A 24,646-nucleotide genomic window follows, 5' to 3' on the forward strand; every position below is an offset into this window, starting at 1 on the left:
CGCGTGGGGTTTGGGGGTGCCCTTCCCGCTGCGCTGGGGTTCGCCCCTAAAACCGGCCCCGGGGGGGGGGGGGGCGGGGGTCCCCCGCCCCCCGGCCCTTCGGCGTCGCATGAACACCCCTGCATCCATAGCGCACTTGTGCCCCACGGACAGCAACAGGCACCTCAAGACACATGGGACACAGGAGACCGACCAGGCATCGGATCCACCCGACTCGCCGCAGACGCCGCGGTTACCGTGACCACATGTAGCACAAGGGCGGGGCCCCGGATCGAGATCCGGGGCCCCGCCCTGTGAACGCTGCCGACGCCTACGGCGTACTACTTACCGTCCGGCGGCCCTCAGTTGTCGTCCTCGTCGATGAGGAACCCACGCATCGGCGAGGGGGCCTGGCCCATCGGGGACGGACCCTGCGGACGGACGGGAGCCATCGGCTGGGTCATCGCCGGGGACATCTGCTGCTGGCCGCCGTAGGACGGGGCGGGAGGCGCGGGCGGCCCACCCATCGTCTGGTTGCCGCCGTACGACGGGGCACCGGCGCCGGCCGGGGCCATGGAAGGCGCCGGGGACGGCGGCAGGGAGGCGGCGGCCGGAGTACGCGGCGGGGCCAGCGAGTCGTCGGCCTGGGTCTCCAGCTGACGCAGCTGCGACTCCAGGTACGACTTCAGGCGCGTGCGGTACTCGCGCTCGAAGCCGCGCAGGTCCTCGACCTTGCGCTCCAGCGTGGCGCGCGCGGACTCCAGGGAGCCCATGGCGACACGGTGCTTCTCCTGCGCGTCCCGCTCCAGGGCGTCGGCCTTGGCACGGGCGTCACGCTCCAGACCCTCGGCGCGGCTGCGGGCCTCGCCGACGATCTTGTTGGCCTCGGAGCGGGCCTCGGCGATCGCCTGGTCGGCGGTCTGCTGGGCCAGCGAGAGGACACGGGCGGCGCTGTCGCCACCGGGGCCCTGACCGGGGCCGCCCATCGGACCGCCCATGGGGGGGCCGCCCATCGGACCGCCCATCTGCTGCTGCATGGGGGGCTGACCACCCATCGGGCCCTGGCCCATGGGGCCCTGACCCATAGGACCTTGGCCCATAGGACCCTGACCCATGGGGCCTTGACCCATCGGACCCTGACCCATCGGGCCGGGGCCCTGCGAACCGCCCTGCCCGCCGGTACCGGCGGGCAGCTGCGGGGCACCGCTCGGCAGCTGGGGCGGCCCACCCATGGGGCCACCCATCTGCTGCTGCGGCGGGCCCGATATGCCGGCGGGCACCGGAGCGCCCGGCCCTCGCATGCCCTGTTGCTGGTCCTGTTCCGGGGGCTTGCGCATGTTCTGCTGGTTCTGCGCGGCGGCCCGCGTGGCGGCCGCCAGCTTGGCGCGCAGGTCCTCGTTCTCGCGGAGCAGACGGGTCAACTCGGCTTCGACCTCGTCGAGGAAGGCATCGACCTCGTCCTCGTCATAGCCTTCTCGGAGGCGGACGGTCGTGAACTGCTTGTTCCGCACGTCCTCGGGGGTCAACGGCATCTCTTCACCTCAACGTAGTCGTCGGCATTCGGCAAGACGGTAGTTCACATCGCTCACACCTGACTCACGATCGCGATCAGGATGTAGACGATGATCATCAGTACGAAGAAGGACAGATCGAGCGCCACGCCCCCGAGACGCAGCGGCGGGATGAACCGCCGCAGGAGCTTGAGCGGTGGATCGGTGACAGTGTAGGTGGCCTCCAGAACGACCACCATCGCCTTGCCGGGCTGCCATGAGCGGGCGAACTGGAAGACGTAGTCCATGACCAACCGGAAGATGAGCACGATGAGGAAGCACATCAGCGCGATGTAGACCACGTCCAGGAACACGCTCATGATCCGTGCTTCCCTCTCCCCTGTTTCCGTGCGATGTCCGGTGTTGCGTCTCAGCTCTGGTTGAAGAACCCGCCCTCTGCGATGCGGGCCTTGTCCTCCGCCGTGACATCGACGTTAGCAGGCGACAACAGAAACACCTTCTGCGTCACCCGCTCGATACTGCCATGAAGTCCAAACACCAAGCCGGCCGCAAAGTCGACAAGTCGCTTCGCGTCCGTGTCATCCATCTCGGTCAGATTCATGATCACCGGAGTGCCCTCACGGAAGTGTTCCCCGATGGTACGGGCCTCGTTGTAGGTCCGGGGGTGGAGCGTGGTGATCCGGTAAGGCTCTCGTTCGGACACGACCTTGGGCATGATCACCGGTGCGCTCTTCTCCAGGGACTGACGTTCTTGTGTGATGGATGCCACGGGCGCGATACGCGCGGGGCGTCCGGATTCCGCGGACAGCGAAGCGGGATGGGACACCGGTTCGCGCGGGGCCGGTGGCTGCACCACCCGTACCGATTCGCCCCTTTGGGGCTGATGTGATCCCTGCGGCTGATGTGACGGCTCATGCCGTCGGTGGTCGCGCTCGGGCTCCGGGTCCAGTTCGGGCTCGAAGTCGTCGTCGGGGTCGAATCCGCGGCCGTCGTACCCATCGTCCTCCACGAGGCCGAGGTAGACCGCCATCTTGCGCATCGCGCCGGCCATGCTCTGAGTCCTCCGCTCTGTGGTGGATCGACTGTGCCAAGTGCCCGCGATCCACGAGGTCGTTGCGCCACCTTTCGGCGACATTGACCATATTTTCTGCTGTGGTCCGACTTCTTGGCGACGTTACCCGAGCCTGGGGCGGACTCCGAGTACCGCGGTGCCGACGCGTACATGTGTCGCTCCGGCCGCCACGGCCTGTTCGAGGTCCGCGCTCATCCCTGCGGAGACCATGTTCGCAGCCGGATGGGCTCGGCGCAGGCCGGTCGACAAATCCATCAACCGCTCGAAGGCGGCCCGTTGACGGCCGGCGTACTCACCGGCGAGCGGAGCGACGGTCATCAGCCCGTCGAGCCGCAGCCCCGGCGCGTCGGCGACGAGGTCGGCCAACTCTTCGATTCCGCCCGGCGGCACGCCGCCACGCTCGCCTCCCGGGGCCCCGCCCGGCGCCGAGTCCGCCGGGTCCGCGGGCTCCGCCGCGCCGAGGGCGACCTGAATGAGGCAGCCCACCTCGCGACCGGCGCGTACGGCCTCCTTGGAGAGCGCCGTGACAAGCCGGGAACGATCGACGGACTGCACGACATCCGCATAACCGACCACGGAACGCACCTTGTTGGTCTGCAACTGACCGACAAAGTGCCATACCAGAGGAAGATCCGAGCAGGCGGCAGCCTTGGGGGCGGCGTCCTGGTCGCGGTTCTCCGCCACATGACGCACACCGAGTTCCGACAGGATCCGTACATCGCCCGCCGGGTAGGTCTTGGTCACCACGATCAGGGTCACCTCCTCCCGCTTGCGCCCGGCCGCCACGCAGGCCGCGGCGATCCGTTCCTCCACTTTCGCCAGATTTACGGCGATCTCAGCTCTACGGTCCGTCATGCCCCATCAGTCCAGCCACACATAGCCCGCGAGCCGCCCGGTGGTGCGGTCGCGGCGGTACGAGAAGTGATCATCCGACTCCAGGGTGCACACCGGTGACTGCGCACGGTCGCGCACCCCGAGCCGATCGAGCTGCGCGTGCACGCCGGCGCTCACGTCGACCGCCGGTGTGCCCCAGCTCGTCTCGGAGTGCGCCGCCGGCTCGACGGCACTCACCTCGGCGCGCATCGCCTCCGGCACCTCGTAGCACCGGCCGCAGACGGCGGGCCCGGTGCGGGCGACGATCCGGGCCGGGTCCGCGCCCAGTTCCATCATCGCCCGGACCGCGGCGGGGACCACCCCGGCGACCAGTCCGGGCCGGCCCGCGTGGGCCGCGGCGGCGACCCGGGCGACGGGGTCGGCGAGCAGGACGGGCGTGCAGTCGGCGGTGAGCACGGCGAGCGCGAGCCCGGGCCGCACGGTGACGATCGCGTCGACCTCCGGCGCCGGGCGGTCCGCCCAGGGGCCGTCGACCACGGCGACGCCGGCACCGTGGATCTGGTTCATCCACACCACCCGCGCCGCGTCGAGGTCCAGCGCCTTGGCGGCCAGTTCGCGGTTGGTGCGTACGGCGTCGGGGCCGTCACCGACCGCTCCGCCGAGGTTCAGCTCCTCGTACGGAACGGCGCTCACCCCGCCCCACCTGTCGGTGAAGGCGAAGTGCGCGCCGCTCACGGTGTCGCGCTGTCCTATCACTTCAGGAAGTCCGGCACGTCCAGCTCCTCGGCCGCGCTGTCCGCGTAGGTACGCGGTGCCGGGGGGATGGGCGGGGCGACCGGGGCCTCGTTGACCGGGGCGGGCGCGGGCTCCGGCTCCTCCTGCGGGGTCACGCTGCCGAGCGAGCCGAAGGCCGGGCGGCTCTCGGGCTGCCGGGCCGGGGCGGGCTCCTCGCGGCGGCCCGAGGAGGAGGCCGAGCCGAGCATGTTCTCCCGGCGGGCCGGCGGCTGGCCGCCGTCGAAGCCGGCCGCGATCACGGTGACCCGCACCTCGTCGCCGAGGGCGTCGTCGATGACCGCGCCGAAGATGATGTTGGCCTCGGGGTGGGCCGCCTCGCTGACCAGTTGGGCGGCCTCGTTGATCTCGAACAGACCGAGGTCGGAGCCACCGGAGATGGAGAGCAGGACGCCCCGGGCGCCGTCGATGGAGGCCTCCAGGAGCGGCGAGGAGATCGCCATCTCGGCCGCGGCCACCGCGCGGTCGTCACCGCGGGCCGAGCCGATGCCCATGAGGGCGCTGCCGGCCTCGGACATGACCGACTTCACGTCGGCGAAGTCGAGGTTGATCAGGCCGGGCGTGGTGATGAGGTCGGTGATGCCCTGGACACCGGAGAGCAGGACCTGGTCGGCCGACTTGAAGGCGTCGAGCACCGAGACCTGGCGGTCCGAGATGGACAGCAGCCGGTCGTTCGGGATGACGATGAGGGTGTCGACCTCTTCGCGGAGTTCGGCGATGCCGTCCTCGGCCTGGTTCGCGCGGCGCCGGCCCTCGAAGGTGAAGGGGCGCGTGACCACGCCGATGGTGAGGGCGCCGAGGGAGCGTGCGATGTTGGCCACGACGGGCGCGCCGCCGGTGCCGGTGCCGCCGCCTTCACCGGCCGTCACGAAGACCATGTCGGCCCCCTTGAGGACCTCCTCGATCTCCTCACGGTGATCCTCGGCGGCCTTGCGGCCGACGGCCGGGTTGGCGCCCGCGCCGAGCCCGCGGGTGAGTTCGCGGCCGACGTCGAGCTTGACGTCGGCGTCGCTCATCAACAGCGCCTGCGCGTCGGTGTTGATGGCGATGAACTCGACGCCCTTGAGACCGACTTCGATCATCCGGTTGATGGCATTGACACCACCGCCGCCGACACCGATGACTTTGATGACTGCGAGGTAGTTCTGCGGTGCTGCCACGTCGAAGGCCTCTCGCCTCGATTACGTGTCGCCGCCTCGCGGCCTTGCCGCGATCCGACGACTGATGCCGAATGGGACGGTCCGAACGCCGACCCGAACCCTAACGCTGAAGTTTAGGGTTACCAGTGTGCCTGTTCCTTGGACTCTTCCGGACAGGACACTAAGTCGACAAGTGGCGCACGTTCAACGAACACGCCGAACCTCCCGTTTTTCTTTTCACCCTATGTGATCAGCCGTAGCAGTGCCCACCCAGGGTGCTGGCCTGCGCTGATGTGCGTCAACTCCCCGATGACGCCGGTGCGGTGGGCACCGTGACGTCGAAGTGCCGCGCATCGGGCGCGGCTTTCATGAGGGCGGTGAGCGTGCGGGCCTTCGCCGGACCGTTCTCGGCGCTCCCCCACAGGACGGTGCGGCCGCCGCTCAACTCCAGTGAGATGTTGTCGTACGAACGGACCTTGAGGGTGCGGGTGGTGTGGGCGACGGCGGGCGGAATGTCGGCGGCGATCCGCACCGCCTCGCGCACCAGGCCGTCGGTGCCGAAACGCCGTAGGCCGGCCGCGGCCGTACCCGGTCGGGAGATGGCCAATTCCAGTACGGGAACGCCTTTCGGCGCCTGGGGAACCGTGGCGAAACGGACACCGTCGTCGTCCACTTCGACGAACTCCCCGCCCTTGCGCATGACCAGGACCGCAGTGCGCTCGGTCACCTTCACGCCGATTCCGTGCGGCCATGACCGGACGACGTCGACGGAGTCAATTCGCGGCAGTTTTCTGCGCAGTCGGGCCTCGATCGCATCGGCGTCGATGGACATCAGCGGCGCCCCGACCGGAACGGCGGCGGCCGAACGCACCTGCGCGGGGGTCAGTACCCCGGTCCCGGAGACGGAGACGCGTTCCGCGCGCAGCCACGGCGAGCCGTACAACAGCCAGACAGAACCACTCGCGAGGAGGACGGTTGCCACGGCCAGAATGACGATCGTACGAAGGCGGGGCCTGCTCGACCGCCGGGCGGGCGGCGGGCCGGACGACTCCTGCTGGCGTTCACCGCGTTCGGCGGTGGTGGGTCCGGCCACGCTTGCTCCCTTTCCAGGCTCGGTTCACCTCCGGGGCGCCTCAGCCGGTGTCGAGAGCCCGACCGTGCTCAGCCCGTCGGGCCTCCGCGCGCTCGACCTCTCGACACCGCGCGCCCCTTCGGCTCACTCGCCGATCCGTTACTGGCGACGGCGCGAGGCGATCGCCTCGTACACCATGCCGACGAGCAGGTCGTCGGCGTCCCGGCGGCCGAACTCACCGGCGGCGCGGGACATCTCGTACAGCCGGTGCGGATCGGCGAGCACGGGCAGCACGTTCTGCTGCACCCACTCGGGCGTGAGTTCCGCGTCGTCGACGAGGAGCCCGCCGCCGGCCTTCACCACCGGCTGGGCGTTCAGGCGCTGTTCGCCGTTGCCGATGGGCAGCGGGACATAGACGGCCGGGAGTCCGACGGCGGAGAGTTCGGCGACGGTCATCGCGCCCGCGCGGCAGAGCATCATGTCGGCCGCGGCGTACGCGAGATCCATCCGGTCCAGATAACTTACCGGGATATAGGGGGGCATTCCCGGCATCTGGTGGACCTGTGGCAGTTCATTCTTCGGGCCGACCGCGTGCAGGATCTGGATGCCGGCCTGCTGGAGCCAGGGAGCGACCTGCTGGACCACCTCGTTGAGGCGGCGGGCGCCCTGCGAGCCGCCGGAGACGAGCAGCGTGGGCAGGTTCGGGTCCAGGCCGAACAGCGCGCGGGCCTCCGGGCGCGCGGCGGCCCGGTCCAGCGTGGCGATGGAGCGGCGCAGCGGGATGCCGATGTAGCGGGCGCCGCGCAGCTTGCTGTCCGGGGTGGAGACGGCGACCTGGGCCGCGTAGCGGGAACCGATCTTGTTGGCCAGGCCGGGGCGGGCGTTGGCCTCGTGGATCACGATCGGCACGCCGAGGCGCTTGGCGGCCAGATAGCCGGGCAGGGCGACATAGCCGCCGAAGCCGACGACGGCGTCCGCCTTGGTGCGCTCCAGGATCTGCTCGGCCGCCTTGATGGTGCCGCGCAGCCGGCCCGGGACGGTGATCAGCTCGGGGGTGGGCTTGCGCGGCAGCGGTACCGCGGGGATCAGCGCCAGCTCGTAGCCACGCTCGGGGACGAGTCTGGTCTCCAGGCCGCGTTCCGTGCCCAGGGCCGTGATCCCCACGGTCGGGTCCTGCCTGCGCAAGGCGTCCGCGAGGGCGAGCGCGGGCTCGATGTGGCCCGCGGTGCCCCCGCCGGCGAGTACGACATGCACCGAAATTCACCGCTCTCCGGACGAACGCGCCGCCGAGGCACGCCGTCGCATCGTGTTCCGTCTCCGAGGCTCCCGGCCGAAGCCGGAGCCCCCCGCCCGCTTTCTACCAAAGCGAGGTTGCCGCATCGCAAGCGCCGCTCGCGCAGCGGGCTCGTCGCGCGCGAAGGCGATCAGCAGCCCGATGGCGAACATGGTCGGCAGCAGCGCGGATCCTCCGTAGGAGAACAGCGGGAGGGGGACGCCGGCGATCGGCAGCAGACCGAGCACCGCACCGATGTTGATCACCGCCTGGGCGGTGATCCAGGTCGTCACGCCTCCCGCGGCATACCTCACGAAGGGATCCTCCGTGCGTCCGGCCACGCGGATACCCGCATAGCCTAGGGCCGCGAAGAGGGCCAGTACCGACAGTGTCCCCGCGAGGCCCAGTTCCTCACCGGTGACGGCGAAGATGAAATCGGTGTGGGCCTCGGGGAGTTGACCCCATTTCTCCACGCTCGCGCCGAGCCCGGAACCGAAGAGTCCGCCGGAGGCGAGGGCGTAGATGCCGTGCACAGCCTGCCAGCAGTCGGCGACACCCTCCTTGGGTTCCGTGGCGCCGATGCAGGCGAGGCGGGCCATCCGGTTGTCGCTCGTCTTGATGAGGATCACACCGAGCGTGGCGGCGATGGACAGCACGCCGACGAACAGCCGGGTGGGTGCCCCCGCGACCCACAGCAGCCCGAACAGGATCGCCGTCAGGATGATCGCGGTCCCCATGTCGCCGCCGAGCATGATCAGCCCGAGCAGCAGGAAGGTGACCGGGACGAGCGGCACCAGCATGTGCTTCCACTGGCTCAGCAGCTTCTTGTCCTGCTTGCGCGCGATCAGGTCGGCGCCCCACAGCACCAGCGCCAGCTTGCCGAACTCGCTCGGCTGGATCTGGAACGAGCCGCCGAGGGCGATCCAGTTCTGGTTGCCCTTGACCGCCATCCCTATCCCCGGCACCTGCACCAGGGCCATCAGGAAGACGGCGCCCGCGAGGATCGGGTAGGCCAGCGCCCGGTGCAGCTTCACCGGCATACGGGCGGCGGAGAACAGCAGCCCGCCGCCGATGGCGGCGGCCAGGAACTGCTTGCGGAAGAAGTACGAGCCGGGCAGCGACAGTTGCAAGGCGGTGATCTGGGAGGCCGAGTAGACCATCACCAGACCGAGCACGGTGATCAGCAGACTGCCGCCGAGGATCAGGTAGTACGCGGTGAGCGGCCGGTCCCAGGCCCTCTTCGCGCGGTCGCGCAGCCCGCGCAGCGGATTGCCCCCGGGGGCCTTGGTGGGTGCCGCGGGCCGCCGTACGGACCGCTGCGCCGGAGGACGGCCCGTGCGGCTACCGGGCATCGCCGGCTCCTGCCCAGCCGCGGGGGACACACCCGCCGGGGGGCGCCCCGGTCCGTCCGGGCGCCGCCAGCCACTTCCGAGTCACGCGTCCCTCCATGGGTCCCGGAGCACCCGCCGTGGCCGAGAACCGCCGTCAGGCGCCCGCGCCGAGTTCGCGTACCGCCTCCGCGAACGCGTCACCGCGCTTGTTGTAGTTGGTGAACATGTCCATGGAGGCACAGGCCGGCGCGAGGAGCACCGTGTCGCCGGGCCGCGCGAGCCGCTTCGCCTCCTGGACCGCCTGGAGCATCGCCCCAGTGTCGGTCCGGTCGAGGTCGACCACGGGTACTTCCGGCGCGTGTCGCGCGAGGGCTTCCCGGATCAGGGCGCGGTCCGCGCCGATCAGGACCGCGCCGCGCAGCCGTGCAGCCGCCCCGGCGACGAGTTCGTCGAAGGTCGCGCCCTTCGCGAGGCCGCCGGCGATCCATACGACGGACTCGTAGGCGGCCAACGAGGCTTGTGCCGCGTGGGTGTTGGTGGCCTTGGAGTCGTCGACGTACGCGACGCCGTCCACCTCGGCCACGTGCGCGATGCGGTGGGCGTCCGGGGTGAAGGCCCGCAGACCGTCCCGTACGGCCTTGGCGGGCACACCGAAGGCGCGCGCGAGGGCCGCGGCGGCAAGGGCGTTGGCGATGTTGTGCGGAACGGGCGGGTCGATGTCGCCGATCTCCGCCAGTTCCTGGGCGTTGCGCTGCCGGTCCGCCACGAAGGCGCGGTCGACCAGGATGCCGTCCACGACACCGAGTTGGGAGGGGGCCGGGGCGCCGAGCGTGAAGCCGATGGCCCGGCAGCCCTCCTCGACGTCCGCGGCGCGCACCAGGTCCTCGGTGGCCTTGTCGGCCGCGTTGTAGACGCAGGCGACCCGATTGCCCTCGTAGACACGGCCCTTGTCGGCGGCGTAGGCCTCCATGGAGCCGTGCCAGTCGAGGTGGTCCGGTGCCAGGTTCAGGACGGCGGCGGAGTGGGCGCGCGGCGAGGACGCCCAGTGCAGCTGGTAGCTGGACAGCTCCACGGCGAGGACGTCGTACTCCTTGTCGCCGAGGACCGCGTCGAGCAGGGAGACGCCGATGTTGCCGACGGCGGCGGTGCGCAGGCCCGCCGCCTCCAGGATGGCGGCGAGCATCCGTACGGTGGTGGTCTTGCCGTTGGTGCCGGTGACGGCCAGCCAGGGCGGGGCGTCGGGGCCGCGCAGCCGCCAGGCCAGCTCCACGTCGCCCCAGACGGGCACGCCGGCCCGCTCGGCGGCGGCGAACAGCGGCTTGTCCGGCCGCCAGCCGGGCGCGGTGACGATGAGGTCGGTGCCCTCGGGCAGGGTGCCGCCGTCACCGAGGCGCACGGTCACGCCCAGTGCCGTCAGCTCGGCCGCCTGGGCGCGGGCCCGCTCGTCGTCGCCGTCGTCGACCACGGTGACGTGCGCGCCGAGGCCGTGCAGCACCTTGGCCGCCGGGACGCCGGAGACGCCGAGTCCCGCGACGGTGACGTTCCTGCCCTGCCAGTCGGTCACTTGTCCGCTGCCCATCCCGCGTAGAAGAGGCCCAGTCCGACAATCACACAGATGCCTTGAATGATCCAGAATCGGACCACCACAAGGACTTCGGACCAGCCCTTGAGTTCGAAGTGATGCTGGAGTGGTGCCATCCGGAAGACCCGCTTCCCGGTGAGCCGGAAGGAGCCGACCTGGATGACCACCGACATGGTGATGAGCACGAACAGGCCGCCGAGGATGGCCATCAGCAGCTCGGTGCGGGAGCAGATCGCGAGGCCCGCGAGCACACCGCCGAGCGCCAGCGAACCGGTGTCGCCCATGAAGATCTTCGCCGGCGAGGTGTTCCACCACAGGAAGCCGAGACAGGCACCCATCAGCGCGGAGGAGACGACCGCGAGGTCGAGCGGATCGCGCACCTCGTAACAGGCGTTGGGGTTGGTCAGGGTCGTCGCGTTGGCGCAGGACTCCTGGAACTGCCACACCCCGATGAACGTGTACGCGCCGAAGACGAGCACCGAGGCGCCGGTGGCGAGGCCGTCGAGGCCGTCGGTGAGGTTCACGCCGTTCGACATCGCGAGGATCATGAACAGCGCCCAGACGACGAACAGCACCGGGCCGATCGTCCAGCCGAAGTCGGTGATGAACGACAGCTTCGTGGAGGCCGGGGTGTTGCCGCGGGAGTCCGCGAACTGGAGCGAGAGCACCGCGAAGGCGATGCCGCCCAGCAGCTGGCCCGCCATCTTCGCCTTGGCCCGCAGACCCAGCGAACGCCGCTTGACGATCTTGATGTAGTCGTCGAGGAAGCCGACCAGGCCCATGCCGACCATCAGGCCGAGCACGAGGAGACCCGAGTACGTCGGGGCGTAGCCGGTGATCACCTTGCTCAGGAAGTACGCGGCGACCGTCGCCAGGATGAAGGCGATGCCGCCCATGGTCGGCGTGCCGCGCTTGCTCGCGTGCTCGCGCGGACCGTCGTCGCGGATGTACTGGCCGTAGCCCTTGCGCGCGAGGAGCTTGATCAGCAGCGGGGTGCCGATCAGGGTCAGGAAGAGACCAATGACGCCCGCGAACAGGATCTGCTTCATCATCGGGCGGCGACCTCGCCCTCGGTGCCGGCCGCGAGCAGCGCCTCGGCGATGCCCTCCAGGCCGACCGAACGGGACGCCTTCACGAGAACGACGTCTCCCGGGCGCAACTCGCTGCGCAACAGGTCGACCGCCGCCTGTGCGTCGGACACGTGCACCGACTCCTCACCCCACGAACCCTCGTTATATGCGCCCAGTTGCAGCCAGGACGCTTCTCTGCCCCCGACCGCGACGAGCTTGCTGACGTTGAGCCGGACGGCGAGCCGCCCGACCGCGTCGTGCTCGGCGAGCGCCTCGTCCCCCAGCTCGGCCATCTTGCCGAGCACCGCCCACGTGCGGCGCCCCTTGCCCATGGCTGCCAGCGCGCGCAGGGCGGCCCGCATGGACTCGGGGTTGGCGTTGTAGGCGTCGTTGACGATGGTCACGCCGTCCGGGCGCTCGGTGACCTCCATCCGCCAGCGGGAGAGGGTGCCCGCCTCGGAGAGCGCGGTGGCGATCTCTTCCGCGGACATGCCCAGCTCATGGGCGACGGCGGCCGCGGCGAGCGCGTTCGACACGTGGTGCTCACCGTACAGGCGCATGGTCACATCGCTTGCACCGGAGGGTGTGTGAAGCCTGAAGGAGGGCTGTCCGCTGTCCGTGAGTCGCACGTTCTCGGCGCGTACGTCCGCTTCGCCCGACTCTCCGAAAAGGATCACTTTCGCCTTCGTACGGGAGGCCATGGCCCGTACCAGGGGGTCGTCGGCGTTCAGCACCGCCGTGCCGCCGTCCGCCGCCGCCGGCAGCGCCTCCACGAGTTCGCCCTTGGCCTGCGCGATCTGCTCCCGGCCGCCGAACTCGCCGATGTGCGCGGTGCCGACGTTGAGGACGAGGCCGATCCTCGGCGGGGTGAGGCCGGCGAGATAGCGGATGTGGCCGATCCCGCGGGCGCCCATCTCCAGCACGAGGAACTTCGTCTCCTCGGTGGCGGACAGGGCGGTCAGCGGCAGCCCGATCTCGTTGTTCAGGGACCCCGGCGTGAACACGGTCGGCGCCTTGCTGCGCAGCACCTGCGCCACGAGGTCCTTGGTGCTGGTCTTGCCCGCGGAGCCGGTGAGGGCCACCAGGGTGGCGCCGAGACGGGCCACGACGTGCCGGGCGAGGGCGCCGAGGGCGCTCTGCACGTCCGCGACGACGATCGCGGGCACGCCGACGGGGCGCGACGCCAGGACGGCGACCGCGCCCGCCGCGACGACCGCTTCCGCGAAGTCGTGGCCGTCCACGTGCTCGCCGGCGAAGGCGACGAACAGGCTGCCGGGCTCCACCTCACGGGAGTCCCGGACGACCGGCCCGGTGACCTGGACGGACGGATCCGGTATGTCGTGCGTCTGCCCGCCGACGACTGCTGCGATCTCGGCGAGGGAGAGGGCGATCACAAGTTCATCCCTGGGTCTGCTGGATAGCTTCGCGAAGCACCTGGCGGTCGTCGAAGGGACGGACCACCCCGGCGATGTCCTGGCCCTGCTCGTGCCCCTTGCCCGCGACCAGCACGGTGTCCCCGGGCCGTGCCCGGCCGACCGCCGCGGCGATCGCGGCGGCCCGGTCCTCGAAGAGAAGCACCTCGCCCCGCTCGTGCGCGGGCACGGACGCCGCGCCTTCGAGCATGGTGGCGAGGATCGCCAGGGGATCCTCGGAGCGTGGGTTGTCGGAGGTCAGTACGGCCGTGTCGGCGAGCCGGGCCACGGCTGCGCCCATCGGGGCGCGTTTGGTCTGGTCGCGGTCGCCGCCGCAGCCGAGGACCACGTGCAGATGACCCTTGGTGACCTTCCTCAGGGCCTTGAGGACCGATTCGACGGCGTCGGTCTTGTGGGCGTAGTCGACGACCGCGAGATACGGCTGTCCGGCGTCCACCCGCTCCAGCCGGCCGGGCACGCCCGGCACGGCGGCGACGCCGTCGGCCGCGGCCTGCGGGTCGAGGCCCGCGGCGGCGAGCGCGACGACCGCGGCGAGGGTGTTGGCCACGTTGAACGGGCCGGGCAGCGGCGATCTGGCGGCGATCCGCTCGCCGTGCGGGCCGAGCACGGTGAACGTCGAGTCCAGGGGGCCGATCCGCACGTCCTCGGCGCGCCAGTCCGCGTCGGGGTGACCCTCGGCGGAGTAGGTGACGACCGGGACGGACGCCTCCTCGGCCAGCCGGCGGCCGTACGCGTCATCGGTGTTGATCACGCCGAGCCTGCTGCGCGCGGGGGTGAACATCTGCGCCTTGGCCTGGAAGTAGTCCTCCATGCCGGAGTGGAACTCCATGTGCTCCGGGCTGAGGTTGGTGAACACGGCGACGTCGAAGACACAGCCGTCGACCCGGCCGAGGACCAGGGCGTGGCTGGAGACCTCCATGGCCACCGCCTCGACGCCGCGTTCGCGCATGACGGCGAACAGGGCCTGCAGATCGGTGGCTTCGGGGGTGGTGCGCTCGGACTTGATGCGCTCGTCGCCGATGCGCATCTCGACCGTGCCGATCAGCCCGGTGGACCTGGCCCTCCGCAGGCCGCCCTCCACGAGGTAGGCGGTGGTGGTCTTGCCCGAGGTGCCGGTGATGCCGATCTGGAGCAAATCGCCGCCCGGGGCGCCGTAGATCGTGGCCGCGAGGGCGCCCATCCGCGCGCGCGGATCGTCGACCACCACGACCGGCAGGCCGGTCGCGGCGGCCCGTTCGGCACCCGCCGGGTCGGTCAGCACGGCGACCGCGCCGAGACCGGCGGCCTGGCGGACGAAGTCGGCGCCGTGCAGGCGGGCGCCGGGCAGGGCGGCGTACAGGTCGCCGGGGCGTACGGCACGCGAGTCATGGGTGATGCCGGTGACCTCGGCGGCGCCGGCCGGTGCGGCGGCACCCAGCTGATCGGCGAGTTCCGCGAGGGGTGTGGCGGAGACCCGAACCGGTCGTGGCGGCCCCGGCGAGGTCACAGATGCGCCCTTCTGGGAGGTTTGGGACTGATCAGCGTGTGGCACGGCGGTGAGCGTACCGGGCGCGGCCGCCTCGGAGCGAAGCGAGGCCGCGGGCGGTGTGTGGTTCCCGGGGTCGGGAGTGATCGTTGTCACGGGCTGGTTCCTGGTGGTCGTTCCCGGAGGTGCTGATCAGGGCTTGTAGGTCACGGGCAGGTTGGCGGCCTTGGCGCCGGTCGGCGGGACCTGGAGGGTCTTCAGGGCGAACTCCATCACCTCCTTGTAGATGGGCCCGCAGATCTGGCCGCCGAAGTAGCTGCCGGAGGTGGCGTTCTGGATCGCGCAGTAGACGGTGATCCGGGGATTGTCCGCGGGTGCGAACCCTGCGAACGACGATGTGTAGCCGCGGTACTTGCCGGTGGCCGGATCCACGCGGTTGGCGGTGCCGGTCTTGCCCGCGACCCGGTAGCCGGGGATGCGGGCCTTGACGCCGGTGCCCTGCTCGTCGTCGACCACGGACTCCAGCATCTGGGCGAGGGTCTTGGCCGTCTTCTCGCTGACCACCCGGTTCTTCTTGGGCTCCGGGGCCGGGGTGAAGCGCCCGTCGGCCCCCCGTTCGCCGCGCACCAGGGTCGGATCGACGCGGACGCCGCCGTTGGCGATCGTCGAGTACACGGAGGCGGCCTGCACGGCGTTGATGGAGAAGCCCTGGCCGAAAGGGATCGTGTACTGCTGCGACGTCGACCAGTCGCCCGGGGCGGCCAGGATGCCCCTGGTCTCGCCGGGGAAGCCGAGCCCGGTGGAACCGCCGATGCCGAACTTGCGCAGGTAGGAGTAGAGGGCCTGGTTGGCCTGGGGCTGGGTCTTGCCGAGCTGGCCGGTGGCCAGGATGGTGCCGATGTTGCTGGACTTGGCCAGCACGCCGTTGAGCGTGAGGTACCAGGTCGCGTGGTCGACGTCGTCCTGGAAGAGCCGGTCGCCGCGGTGCAGCCGGTTGGGCACCTCGACATGTGTGAGGGGGGTGGCGGCGCCCTCCTCCAGCACGGCCGCCATCGACATGACCTTCGCCGTGGAGCCGGGCTCGTAGGCGTCCTGGAGGGCCGCGTTGCCCATCGCCGACGCGTGCGCCTTCGACAGGTCGTTGGGGTCGAAGCCGGGCGAGTTGGCCATGGCGAGGATCTCGCCGGTGCGGGTGTCCTGGACGATCACATAGCCGCGGTCGGCCTTGGACTTCGCGACCTGCTCGCTGATGGCCTTCTGCGCGGCCCACTGGATGTCGCGGTCGATGGTCAGCTCGATGTCCGAGCCGGGCACCGCGGGGGTCTCGGTGGAGCCCGCGGTGGGCACCTGACGGCCGCCGGACTGGGCGTAGCGGATCTTGCCGTCCTTGCCGGCCAGTTTCTTGTCCAGCTGCTGCTCGATGCCGCCGCCGCCCTTGCCCTCGGCGTTGACCCAGCCCAGTATCCCGGCGGCGAGGTCGCCGTTGGGGTACACGCGCTGGCTGCTGGGGTCGGAGAACACCCCGGCCAGCACGTTGACGGTGGACTTGTCCGTCTCTGCCTTCGTGGCGAGCGCGCTCCTGAGGTCCTTGATCTGCTTCCAGACCTGCGGTGTCTGCCGGCCGGCGAGCTTGACGTAGCGCAGCTTCTTGTTCGCCGGGCGCAGCTTGCGGGCCAGATCGGCCTGGTCCTGGCCGAGGATCGGCGCGAGGAGCGCGGCGGCCTGCTCGGGGCCGTCGTCGATGCCCAGCTGCTTGCGGGTGAACATCGTCGGGTCGGCCGTGATGTCGTCGGCGTCCTCGCTGACGGCGAGGGAGACGCCGTTGCGGTCGGTGATCCCGCCGCGCTCGGCGGTCAGGATGTGCGCCACGTAGCGGTTCTGCTCGGCCTTCGCGGCGTACGCGCTGGCGTCGACGGCCTGGACCTGGAGCAGCCGGACGACGAAGGCGAGCAGGACGAGGGTCAGGGCGAGGCTGACCATGCGCAGGCGGGGGCGGGGGCTGCCGAGCCTCAGTGCCTGCTGCGGGGCGGGCCTGGGCGGGCTCGGGCGCCGGGCCGGACGGGCCCCGGGGCCGGGCGGGCGCCGGCCGCCGGACCCGGCGCGGTGCGGGTCGCCCCGGTCCGCGCGGATCCGGGGCGGGACGGGCTTGGCGGGGCCGGGCACGCGGCGGCGCGGCGGTTGCCTGTCGGACACTTCCGTCACCTGCCGGGGGTCGGGGTCGAGACGGACCGGGGGGCAAAGGAGGGCGGGGCCGGGGCCGACGCGGTGGACGCCGCGGCAGAAGGACCGGCCGCCGGGCCTGCGGGGCTCGCGGCCGGGGAGCCCGAGCCGGCGTACGGGGCGCTCCGATCGGCGTACGAGGCGGACGGGCTCGCGCCGGGGGCGGCCGGGGTCGCGCCGGAGGCGGCCGGGGTCGCACCGGGGGTGGCGCTGGCCGGTGCCTCCGGGGGCGCGGGCGAGCGGGCCGCGGACTGCCGGGCGGCCGGGCTGGGGACGCCCTTGACGGAGCCGTCGGGGCCGAGGAAGGCCGGGTCGCCGCCGGGCACCATGCCCAGCTCATGGGCACGCCGCTGAAGGGCGTCGGGCGCGGAGTAGGCGTCGATGTCGCGCCGCAGTGCCTGTTCCTCGTCGGTGAGGTTCTTCGTGCTCTTTTCCAGGTCGTCGAGCCGGAACGAGCCTTCGCTGAGCGCCGAGTTCAGCACGAGCAGACCGATGAGGCCACCGCCGAGGAGCAGGACGACGAGGAGGACGAACGGGGTGCGGGCCGCCCTGGCGCGGCCGGCCGGCAGCAGCCGGGCGAGCCGGGCGGCCCTGCCCCTCACCTCGGGTTTCCTAGGCACATGTCCTCCGGTGAGTCCGGGGACCCCACTCGCTCACTCGGCGTCCTCCCTGATGCGCTCGGCCCCGCGCAACCGTGCCGGGGCCGCCCGGCGGTTGTCGGCGACCTCGTCCTCGGTGGGAAGTTCGGCACCGCGCGTGAGCAGCTTGAGCCGGGGCTGGTACCGCTCGGGCACCACCGGCAGTCCCGGCGGTGCGGTGGTAGCGGCACCGGCCGCGAGCACCTGCTTGACCAGGCGGTCCTCCAGCGAGTGGTACGACAGGACGGCGATCCGCCCGCCCACGGCGAGCGCCTTCACCGCCGCGGGTACCGCCCGTTCCAGGACGGCCAGTTCGCCGTTGACCTCGATGCGCAGCGCCTGGAAGGTGCGCTTGGCCGGGTTGCCGCCGGTGCGCTTGGCGGCCTGCGGCAGCGCGTCCCGGATCACCTCCACCAGGCGCGCGCTGGTGGTGAAGGGCTCCTTGTCGCGTTCCCGGACGATCGCGGCGACGATCCGCTTGGCCTGCTTCTCCTCGCCGTAGGCGCGCAGGATCCGGACGAGTTCGCCGGGCGGACAGGTGTTGAGGACCTCGGCGGCGCCGATCCCCGTCGACTGGTCCATGCGCATGTCGAGGGGGGCGTCCTGGGCGTAGGCGAAGCCGCGGTCGGCCTCGTCGAGCTGCATGGAGGAGACGCCGAGGTCGAAGAGGACGCCCTGCACGCGCGCGATGCCGAGCCGCGCAAGGACGTCGGGCAGCTCGTCGTAGACGGCGTGCACGAGGGTGGCCCGCTCGCCGTAGGGCGCGAGCCGCTGCGCGGACAGGCGCAGGGCCTCCTTGTCGCGGTCGAGGGCGACGAGCCGGGCCTGCGGGAACCGGCTCAGCAGCGCCTCGCTGTGCCCGCCGAGGCCCAGGGTGCAGTCGACGACCACGGATCCCGGCCGCTCCAGGGCGGGCGCCAGCAGGTCCAGACACCGCTGGAGCATCACCGGGACGTGTCGACTCTGACTCAAGGGGCCCTCTCAGGTCGGCGCGGGCCGTACGCACCGCCGGGTCCCCGCCCGCTCGTGAAGGGGAGGCCTGCCGGCGCCGAAAGCGTCAGCCGGCCGGGAGCGGGAGGAGGCCGAGCCGTACGTACGCGCCGCGCACGTGGGGAGACGGACCGCGCGTATGCCGGGGTCTCCTGGTGAATTTCAGTCCAGCGGGGAGAGACGCGCCTCCCGCTTCGCGTCACTTTAGTCCACGGTCTCTCGCGGTCAATCAACCGGCCTGCGCGTCGCGCAGCGCACTCCGGTCGGCGGCGCGGTCCGGAAAGAATCACCTGTACGACTCGGCATTCTCCTCCGTGTGGGTTAATTCACACCACACGACGGTGACCTTCTTTGTCCCTCCCCTAGCAGGACCGATCGCCCGGTGACCAGTACCGTCGTGACTATGACGACTTCTGCAGCAGTTCCCGCCGGGTCCGAGGGCGCCACAACGGGCGAGGGCACCGTGACGGACCGTCTCGTGGAGGCCAACGAACGGTACGCCGCCGCGTTCACCGATCCCGGGATGGACGCCCGCCCCGTTCTGCATGTCGCGGTCGTGGCCTGTATGGACGCTCGTCTCGACCTGCACGCCGCGCTCGGCCTGGAGCTCGGCGACTGTCACACCATCCGCAACGCGGGCGGTGTCGTCACCGACGACGTGATCCGCTCCCTGACGATCAGCCAGCGGGCCCTCGGCACCCGCAGCATCGTCCTCATCCACCACACCGGCTGCGGCCTGGAGTCCCTCACCGAGGAGTTCCGGCACGAACTGGAGATGGAGGTGGGCCAGCGCCCCTCCTGGGCGGTGGAGTCCTTCCGGGACGTCAACCAGGATGTGCGGCAGTCCATGCAGCGGGTGCGCACCTCGCCGTTCCTGCTGCACACCGATGACGTGCGCGGTTTTGTGTTCGACGTCAGGTCGGGCCTGCTGCGCGAGGTCGACCCCGCCTGAGCGCCCTCTGCCGCCCCGGGAACAGCCGGCGTGGGACGCCGGACGGGCCTGGGACCGACATCGTGCGGGCAGTTGTCCACAGGCGAGTGACACGAATCGGTAACGGCAGGAAGAATGCGGGTGTGGCGTCACGCGGAACTTTTCCCGCGTGGTGTCCGTGTTTCGGGGTGGGCCGGTCCGCAGCTGACAGCGACGGCCCGGAGTGAGAACGGGCCGAGGAGGGCCGGGTGACGACCTATGACGATCGAGCGAGCCTCACTGATCTGACCGCCACTGTGGAGCGTGTCCGCAGCTCGGTGGAAGGGGTGATCGAGGGCAAGCCCGAGGTCGTACGGCTTTCGCTGACCGTGCTGCTCGCCGAGGGGCATCTTCTGATCGAGGATGTCCCCGGCGTGGGCAAGACGATGCTCGCCAAGGCGCTGGCGCGGTCCATCGACTGCTCGGTGCGCCGCATCCAGTTCACCCCCGACCTGCTGCCGTCGGACATCACGGGCGTGTCCATCTGGGACCAGCAGCGCCGGGACTTCGAGTTCAAGCCGGGCGCGATCTTCGCGCAGATCGTGATCGGCGACGAGATCAACCGCGCCTCGCCCAAGACCCAGTCGGCGCTGCTGGAGTCCATGGAGGAGCGGCAGGTCACCATCGACGGGCAGACCTATGAACTGCCCAGTCCCTTCATGGTGGTGGCCACGCAGAACCCGGTCGAGATGGAGGGCACGTACCCGCTGCCGGAGGCCCAGCGCGACCGCTTCATGGCCCGCGTCTCCGTCGGCTACCCCAGCGTCGAGGCCGAGTTGCAGATGCTGGACGTGCACGGCGGCGCCTCGCCCCTGACGGACCTCCAGCCGGTCGCCCACGCGCACGAGATCGTGAAGCTGGTCGAGGCCGTCCGCGGGGTGCACGTCGCGGAGACCGTCCGGCGCTACGCGGTCGACCTGGTCGCCGCCACCCGCACCCACCCCGATCTGAGACTCGGCGCCTCCCCGCGCGCGACGCTGCATCTGCTGCGCGCGGCGAAGGCCGCCGCCGCCCTGGCCGGCCGGGAGTACGCGCTGCCGGACGACATCCAGGCCCTGGCCGTCGCGGTCCTCGCGCACCGACTGCTGCCCACCGCCCAGGCCCAGCTCAACCGGCGCACGTCGGAGCAGGTGGTCCAGGAGATCGTGCAGCGCACGCCGGTGCCCGCGGCGCCGCGGCAGAGCGGCTTCGGCGGACTGGGTGCGACGGCGTACGGCCAGCAGCCGCGGAGGCTGTGATGAGCGGCGGGGGGGCCGGCCGGCCGGAGACCGAACAGGACGACAAGGGCGGTGTCCGCACGGCGCTGGCCGGGCTGACCACGCGCGGCCGTTCGTTCCTGGCGGCCGGCGTCGCCGCCGCCGTCTGCGCCTATGTGCTGGGGCAGGGCGAACTGCTCCGGGTCGGGCTGCTGCTGGCCGCACTGCCCCTCATCTGCGCGACGGTGCTCTACCGCACGCGCTACCGGGTGGCGGGCAGCCGCCGGCTCTCCCCCTCGCGGGTGCCCGCGGCCGCCGAGGCCCGGGTCCATCTGCGTATGGACAACGTCTCACGGCTGCCCACGGGCCTGCTGATGCTCCAGGACCGGGTGCCGTATGTGCTCGGGCCGCGGCCCCGCTTCGTGCTCGACCGGGTGGAGCCGGGCGGTCGCCGTGAGGTGTCCTACCGGGTCCGCTCCGATCTGCGGGGCCGCTATCCGCTCGGTCCGCTGCAACTGCGCCTGACCGACCCGTTCGGGATGTGCGAGCTGACCCGCTCCTTCTCGACGTACGACACCCTGACGGTGATCCCGCGCGTGGAGGCGCTGCCACCGGTGCGCTTCAGCGGCGAGGCGAAGGGGTACGGCGACGGGCGGCAGCGCTCGCTGGCCGTGGCCGGTGAGGACGATGTGATCCCGCGCGGCTACCGGTACGGCGATGACCTGCGCCGCGTCCACTGGCGCTCCACCGCGCGCTACGGCGAGCTGATGGTGCGCCGCGAGGAGCAGCCGCAGCGCTCCCGGTGCACGGTGCTGCTGGACACCCGGGGCATCGCGTTCGCGGGCGCGGGCCCGGACTCGGCCTTCGAGTGGGCGGTGTCCGGCACCGCTTCCGTGCTGGTGCACATGCTCGAACGCGGCTTCTCCGTACGTCTGTTGACGGACACCGGCAGCTCGGTGCCCGGTGAGGGCACCGACGGGTTCGCCGGCGCCAGCCAGGAGACGGCGGACGCGGCCGGGATGATGATGGACACCCTCGCCGTGATCGACCACTCGGACGGCGCGGGCCTGTCCCGTGCCTACGACGTGCTGCGCGGCGGCAGCGAGGGCCTGCTGGTGGCCTTCCTCGGCGAACTGGACGAGGAGCAGGCCGCGGTGGTCGCCAAGATGCGCCGGCGCAGCGGCGGCGGCGTCGCCTTTCTGCTGGACCCGGACGCCTGGGTGCGGGAACCGACGGACGTGCCCGGACCGGGAAACGCTCAGGCGGATCGGATGCGGCTGCTGCGGGAGGCGGGCTGGACGACCGTGAGCGTGCCGCGCGGCGCCTCGCTGGACGAACTGTGGCGCCGGGCGGACCACGAACGCACGGGCGCGGCCGCGCTGAGCGGCGGGGAGGCACGGTCATGAGCGGTGACAGGACCCGGCCGGAACGGACACGGCTGGGCGGGGCGCATGCGGCTGGGGCCGTGGTGTCGCGGGCGCCGGGGCCCGGTGGTGGGGCGCGCGGTCGGGAGGTGACGGCATGAGCGGGCGGGCCCGACTGGCGATCGCCGCCGCCGTGGCCACGATGATGGCGGCGTGCGCGCTGCTGCCGCTGGTCTCTCCGGCGACCTGGATCTTCCAGGCGGGTCTCCTGGTGGCGGTGCAGACGGGCGTGGGCGCGGCGGCCCGGCGGGTGCCGCTGGCCCGGTCGCTGACCGTGGCGGCCCAGGTTCTGGTGAGCCTCATGCTGCTGACGCTGGTCTTCGCGCGGGAGCAGGCGCTCCTCGGGCTGATCCCCGGGCCCGACACCTTCCGTCACTTCGCCGGCCTGTTCCAGCAGGGCTCGGACGACGTGAGCCGGTTCGCGATCCCGGCGCCGCTGTCCGACGGCATCCGGCTGATGCTCGTCGGCGGTGTCCTGGTGATCGGGCTGGTCGTGGACCTCCTCGCGGTGACGTTGCGCAGCGCGGCCCCGGCCGGGCTGCCGCTGCTGGCCCTGTACTCGGTCGCCGCGGGCCTGTCCGACGGCGGCACCGACTGGCTGTGGTTCCTGGTCGCCGCCGCGGGCTATCTGATGCTCCTTCTCGCCGAGGGCCGGGAGCGGCTCTCCCAGTGGGGCCGGGTCTTCGCCGGCGCCGCCCGCTCCCCCGGCGGCCCGACCGGTGGCGCGGTGGCGCCCGTCCGCATGGGCCGGCGCATCGGCATGGTCGCGCTGGGCGTCGCCCTGGTGGTGCCCCTGGCCCTGCCGGCGATGCAGGGCGGCCTCCTGGACGGCACCGGAGGCGGGGTGGGCGCGGGCAACGGCAGCGGCGGCACCATCTCCGCGGTCAACCCCCTGGTGTCGCTGCGCGACAGCCTGAACGTGGACGAGGACCGTCAGGTGCTGTCCGTGAGGACCAGCTCCAACGACATCTCGGACCTGTATCTGCGGATCGTCTCCCTGGACGACTTCGACGGCACCACCTGGAAGCCGTCCCAGCGGCACATCGTCGGCGTGCCGGACCCGTTCCCCACGCCGGCCGGACTGGGCGAGGACGTCAGACGCTCGCAGGTCAAGGCGAGAATCACGGCTGCCGACTGGTACGCGCAGGACTGGCTGCCGATGCCGTACCCGCCGAGTGATGTGCGGGTCTCCGGCAAGTGGCGCTACGAGCCGGTGGGCATGACGCTGGTCGGCGACCACGGCCAGAACACCCGCGGTGCGGCGTACGAGGTGACCAGCCTGGATGTGCAGCCGACCGCGGAGCAGCTGGCCTCGGCGCCGGAGCCGTCGCAGGCGCTGCGGCGCGAGTACACCAAGGTGCCCAAGTCGCTGCCGTCGGTGGTGGCCAAGACGGCTGAGCAGGTCACCGCGGGGGCGACGAGCCACTACGAGGAGGCGGTCAAGCTCCAGGACTACTTCGCCCTGACCGGCGGCTTCCAGTACGACACCGAGGTGCAGGTCGGCCGGGGCCCGGACGCGATAGCGACCTTCCTGGAGAAGAAACAGGGCTTCTGCATCCACTTCTCCTTCGCGATGGCGGCGATGGCCCGCACCCTGGGCATCCCGGCGCGGGTCGCGGTCGGCTTCGCGCCCGGTACGCAGCAGTCGGACGGCACGGTGTCGGTCGGCCTGAAGGACGCGCACGCCTGGCCCGAGCTGTACTTCGAGGGCGTGGGCTGGACCCGCTTCGAGCCCACCCCGACCCGGGGCACGGCGCCCGAGTACACCCAGTCGGACACGCCCGGCACATCCCTGCCGGACGTGACGCGTCCCTCGCAGCAGGCGTCCGACGCGCCCTCCGCCGCTGCCTCGCCGAGCGAGAGCTGCACGGCGCAGATGCGCAAGCTGGAGGCGTGCGGCAGCCCGTCGGTACCGGCCGCGGCGGCGGGCGGCGGTGACGGTCCCAAGTGGTGGCAGTCGGCGCTGTGGGCCGTCGGCGGGCTCGTCGTGCTGGTCCTCCCGTTGTCGCCGCTGCTGTGGCGCAAGCGGCTGCGGGCCGTTCGGCTGGGCGGGCATGCCCGCACCGAGGAGGGCGCGGCGGCCCACGCGCTGGCGGCCTGGCAGGAGCTGACCGACACCGCGTGGGACTTCGGGATCCTGCCGGACGAGTCGCAGACGCCGCGCCGGGCGGCGGCCCGGATCGTCCGGCTCGGGCGCCTCGACCCGGCGGCCGGTGCCGCGGTGCACCGGGTGGCGGACGCCCTGGAACAGGTCCTCTACGCGCCTAGGCCGCGGCCGGCGGCCGGACTCGCGGAGGATGTGCGCCGGGTGGCCGGGGCGCTGGGCGGCGCGGTCGGTCGCGGTACGCGACTGCGGGCGCTGTTCGCGCCGCGCTCGGCGGTGCGCGCGCTGTGGGCGGTGTCGGCGTGGTCGGCGGCGCTCAGGGCACGGGCGGCGGCGGCACGGTCGACCCTGCGCAAGCCGTCCGGCCAGCAGAGCTGAGCCGACGCCCCGGCTGTCCGGCTGTCCCGGACGGCCGGGGCGCTGGGCCGCGCTATGGCCGCATGACTGAGGGGTGGGGGGGCCCGGCGGGGGCGCGCCGGCGCCGCCCGCGAGAAAGTATAGGAATTGTTGAGGGATGTAGACCCGGCACAGCACGGGGGCGCGCGGGGGGC

The 24,646-nt window shown here is 71.7% G+C and carries 20 protein-coding genes; 4 read left to right on the top strand and 16 right to left on the bottom strand.

Annotated elements, in window-relative coordinates:
* Window positions 1–341: 341 nt before the first annotated feature.
* From ABT245_RS20520 to rsmH, 16 genes are all read right to left on the bottom strand, one after another.
* Window positions 342–1,511 (bottom strand): DivIVA domain-containing protein, encoded by a 1,170-nt coding sequence (locus tag ABT245_RS20520; protein WP_351735521.1) that lies wholly within the window; start codon window positions 1,509–1,511, stop codon window positions 342–344.
* 53 nt (window positions 1,512–1,564) lie between these two features.
* Window positions 1,565–1,849, bottom strand: a complete 285-nt coding sequence (locus ABT245_RS20525) for a YggT family protein (RefSeq protein ID WP_351735523.1) — start codon at window positions 1,847–1,849, stop codon at window positions 1,565–1,567.
* Window positions 1,850–1,899: 50 nt separating this feature from the next.
* On the bottom strand, window positions 1,900–2,541 hold the full coding sequence (locus ABT245_RS20530; protein ID WP_351735525.1) for a cell division protein SepF: 642 nt from the start codon (window positions 2,539–2,541) through the stop codon (window positions 1,900–1,902).
* 123 nt (window positions 2,542–2,664) lie between these two features.
* The gene (locus ABT245_RS20535) at window positions 2,665–3,417 is read right to left on the bottom strand and encodes a YggS family pyridoxal phosphate enzyme (protein WP_351735527.1); all 753 of its coding nucleotides are present in this window, start codon (window positions 3,415–3,417) and stop codon (window positions 2,665–2,667) included.
* Window positions 3,418–3,423: 6 nt separating this feature from the next.
* The gene (gene pgeF / locus ABT245_RS20540) at window positions 3,424–4,152 is read right to left on the bottom strand and encodes a peptidoglycan editing factor PgeF (RefSeq protein WP_351735529.1); all 729 of its coding nucleotides are present in this window, start codon (window positions 4,150–4,152) and stop codon (window positions 3,424–3,426) included.
* Window positions 4,149–5,348, bottom strand: a complete 1,200-nt coding sequence (ftsZ, locus tag ABT245_RS20545) for a cell division protein FtsZ (protein WP_351735531.1) — start codon at window positions 5,346–5,348, stop codon at window positions 4,149–4,151. Before ftsZ ends, pgeF begins: the two co-directional genes overlap by 4 nt.
* A 277-nt stretch (window positions 5,349–5,625) precedes the next feature.
* On the bottom strand, window positions 5,626–6,420 hold the full coding sequence (locus ABT245_RS20550) for a cell division protein FtsQ/DivIB (RefSeq protein ID WP_351735533.1): 795 nt from the start codon (window positions 6,418–6,420) through the stop codon (window positions 5,626–5,628).
* Between the two features lie 138 nt (window positions 6,421–6,558).
* On the bottom strand, window positions 6,559–7,653 hold the full coding sequence (gene murG, locus ABT245_RS20555; protein WP_351735535.1) for an undecaprenyldiphospho-muramoylpentapeptide beta-N-acetylglucosaminyltransferase: 1,095 nt from the start codon (window positions 7,651–7,653) through the stop codon (window positions 6,559–6,561).
* A 6-nt stretch (window positions 7,654–7,659) separates the two neighbouring features.
* The gene (gene ftsW / locus ABT245_RS20560; RefSeq protein ID WP_351735537.1) at window positions 7,660–9,024 is read right to left on the bottom strand and encodes a putative lipid II flippase FtsW; all 1,365 of its coding nucleotides are present in this window, start codon (window positions 9,022–9,024) and stop codon (window positions 7,660–7,662) included.
* Window positions 9,025–9,157: 133 nt separating this feature from the next.
* A complete protein-coding gene (murD, locus tag ABT245_RS20565; RefSeq protein WP_351735539.1) occupies window positions 9,158–10,582 on the bottom strand; it encodes a UDP-N-acetylmuramoyl-L-alanine--D-glutamate ligase in 1,425 nt (474 codons plus the stop codon).
* Window positions 10,564–11,634, bottom strand: a complete 1,071-nt coding sequence (mraY, locus tag ABT245_RS20570) for a phospho-N-acetylmuramoyl-pentapeptide-transferase (protein ID WP_351735561.1) — start codon at window positions 11,632–11,634, stop codon at window positions 10,564–10,566. Before mraY ends, murD begins: the two co-directional genes overlap by 19 nt.
* The gene (locus ABT245_RS20575) at window positions 11,634–13,049 is read right to left on the bottom strand and encodes a UDP-N-acetylmuramoyl-tripeptide--D-alanyl-D-alanine ligase (RefSeq protein ID WP_351735541.1); all 1,416 of its coding nucleotides are present in this window, start codon (window positions 13,047–13,049) and stop codon (window positions 11,634–11,636) included. The genes mraY and ABT245_RS20575 overlap by 1 nt, the downstream gene beginning before the upstream one ends.
* A 4-nt stretch (window positions 13,050–13,053) precedes the next feature.
* Entirely contained in the window at window positions 13,054–14,574 is a 1,521-nt protein-coding gene (locus ABT245_RS20580; protein ID WP_351735563.1) for a UDP-N-acetylmuramoyl-L-alanyl-D-glutamate--2,6-diaminopimelate ligase, read from the bottom strand.
* 171 nt (window positions 14,575–14,745) lie between these two features.
* Window positions 14,746–16,746 carry a peptidoglycan D,D-transpeptidase FtsI family protein gene (locus ABT245_RS20585; protein WP_351735543.1) on the bottom strand — a complete coding sequence of 667 codons (2,001 nt, stop codon included), beginning with the start codon at window positions 16,744–16,746 and terminating at the stop codon, window positions 14,746–14,748.
* Window positions 16,747–16,751: 5 nt separating this feature from the next.
* Window positions 16,752–17,393: a cell division protein FtsL gene (gene ftsL / locus ABT245_RS20590; RefSeq protein ID WP_351735545.1), complete on the bottom strand. Its 642-nt coding sequence runs from the start codon at window positions 17,391–17,393 to the stop codon at window positions 16,752–16,754.
* 33 nt (window positions 17,394–17,426) lie between these two features.
* Window positions 17,427–18,383 carry a 16S rRNA (cytosine(1402)-N(4))-methyltransferase RsmH gene (rsmH, locus tag ABT245_RS20595; protein ID WP_351735547.1) on the bottom strand — a complete coding sequence of 319 codons (957 nt, stop codon included), beginning with the start codon at window positions 18,381–18,383 and terminating at the stop codon, window positions 17,427–17,429.
* 421 nt (window positions 18,384–18,804) lie between these two features.
* On the opposite strand from rsmH, the gene ABT245_RS20600 reads away from it, so the two are divergent.
* The 4 genes from ABT245_RS20600 (at window position 18,805) to ABT245_RS20615 (ending at window position 24,473) form a co-directional block, all read left to right on the top strand.
* Window positions 18,805–19,353 (top strand): beta-class carbonic anhydrase, encoded by a 549-nt coding sequence (locus ABT245_RS20600; RefSeq protein WP_351735549.1) that lies wholly within the window; start codon window positions 18,805–18,807, stop codon window positions 19,351–19,353.
* A 227-nt stretch (window positions 19,354–19,580) separates the two neighbouring features.
* On the top strand, window positions 19,581–20,609 hold the full coding sequence (locus ABT245_RS20605) for an AAA family ATPase (RefSeq protein ID WP_351735551.1): 1,029 nt from the start codon (window positions 19,581–19,583) through the stop codon (window positions 20,607–20,609).
* Complete coding sequence (locus ABT245_RS20610; protein WP_351735553.1) at window positions 20,609–21,973, top strand: DUF58 domain-containing protein; 1,365 nt, start codon at window positions 20,609–20,611, stop codon at window positions 21,971–21,973. Before ABT245_RS20605 ends, ABT245_RS20610 begins: the two co-directional genes overlap by 1 nt.
* Window positions 21,974–22,088: 115 nt before the next feature.
* Window positions 22,089–24,473, top strand: a complete 2,385-nt coding sequence (locus ABT245_RS20615; RefSeq protein ID WP_351735555.1) for a transglutaminase TgpA family protein — start codon at window positions 22,089–22,091, stop codon at window positions 24,471–24,473.
* Window positions 24,474–24,646 lie beyond the last annotated feature (173 nt).

It is taken from the genome of Streptomyces sp. NPDC001508, assembly GCF_040298665.1.
Taxonomy (GTDB): Bacteria; Actinomycetota; Actinomycetes; order Streptomycetales; family Streptomycetaceae; genus Streptomyces.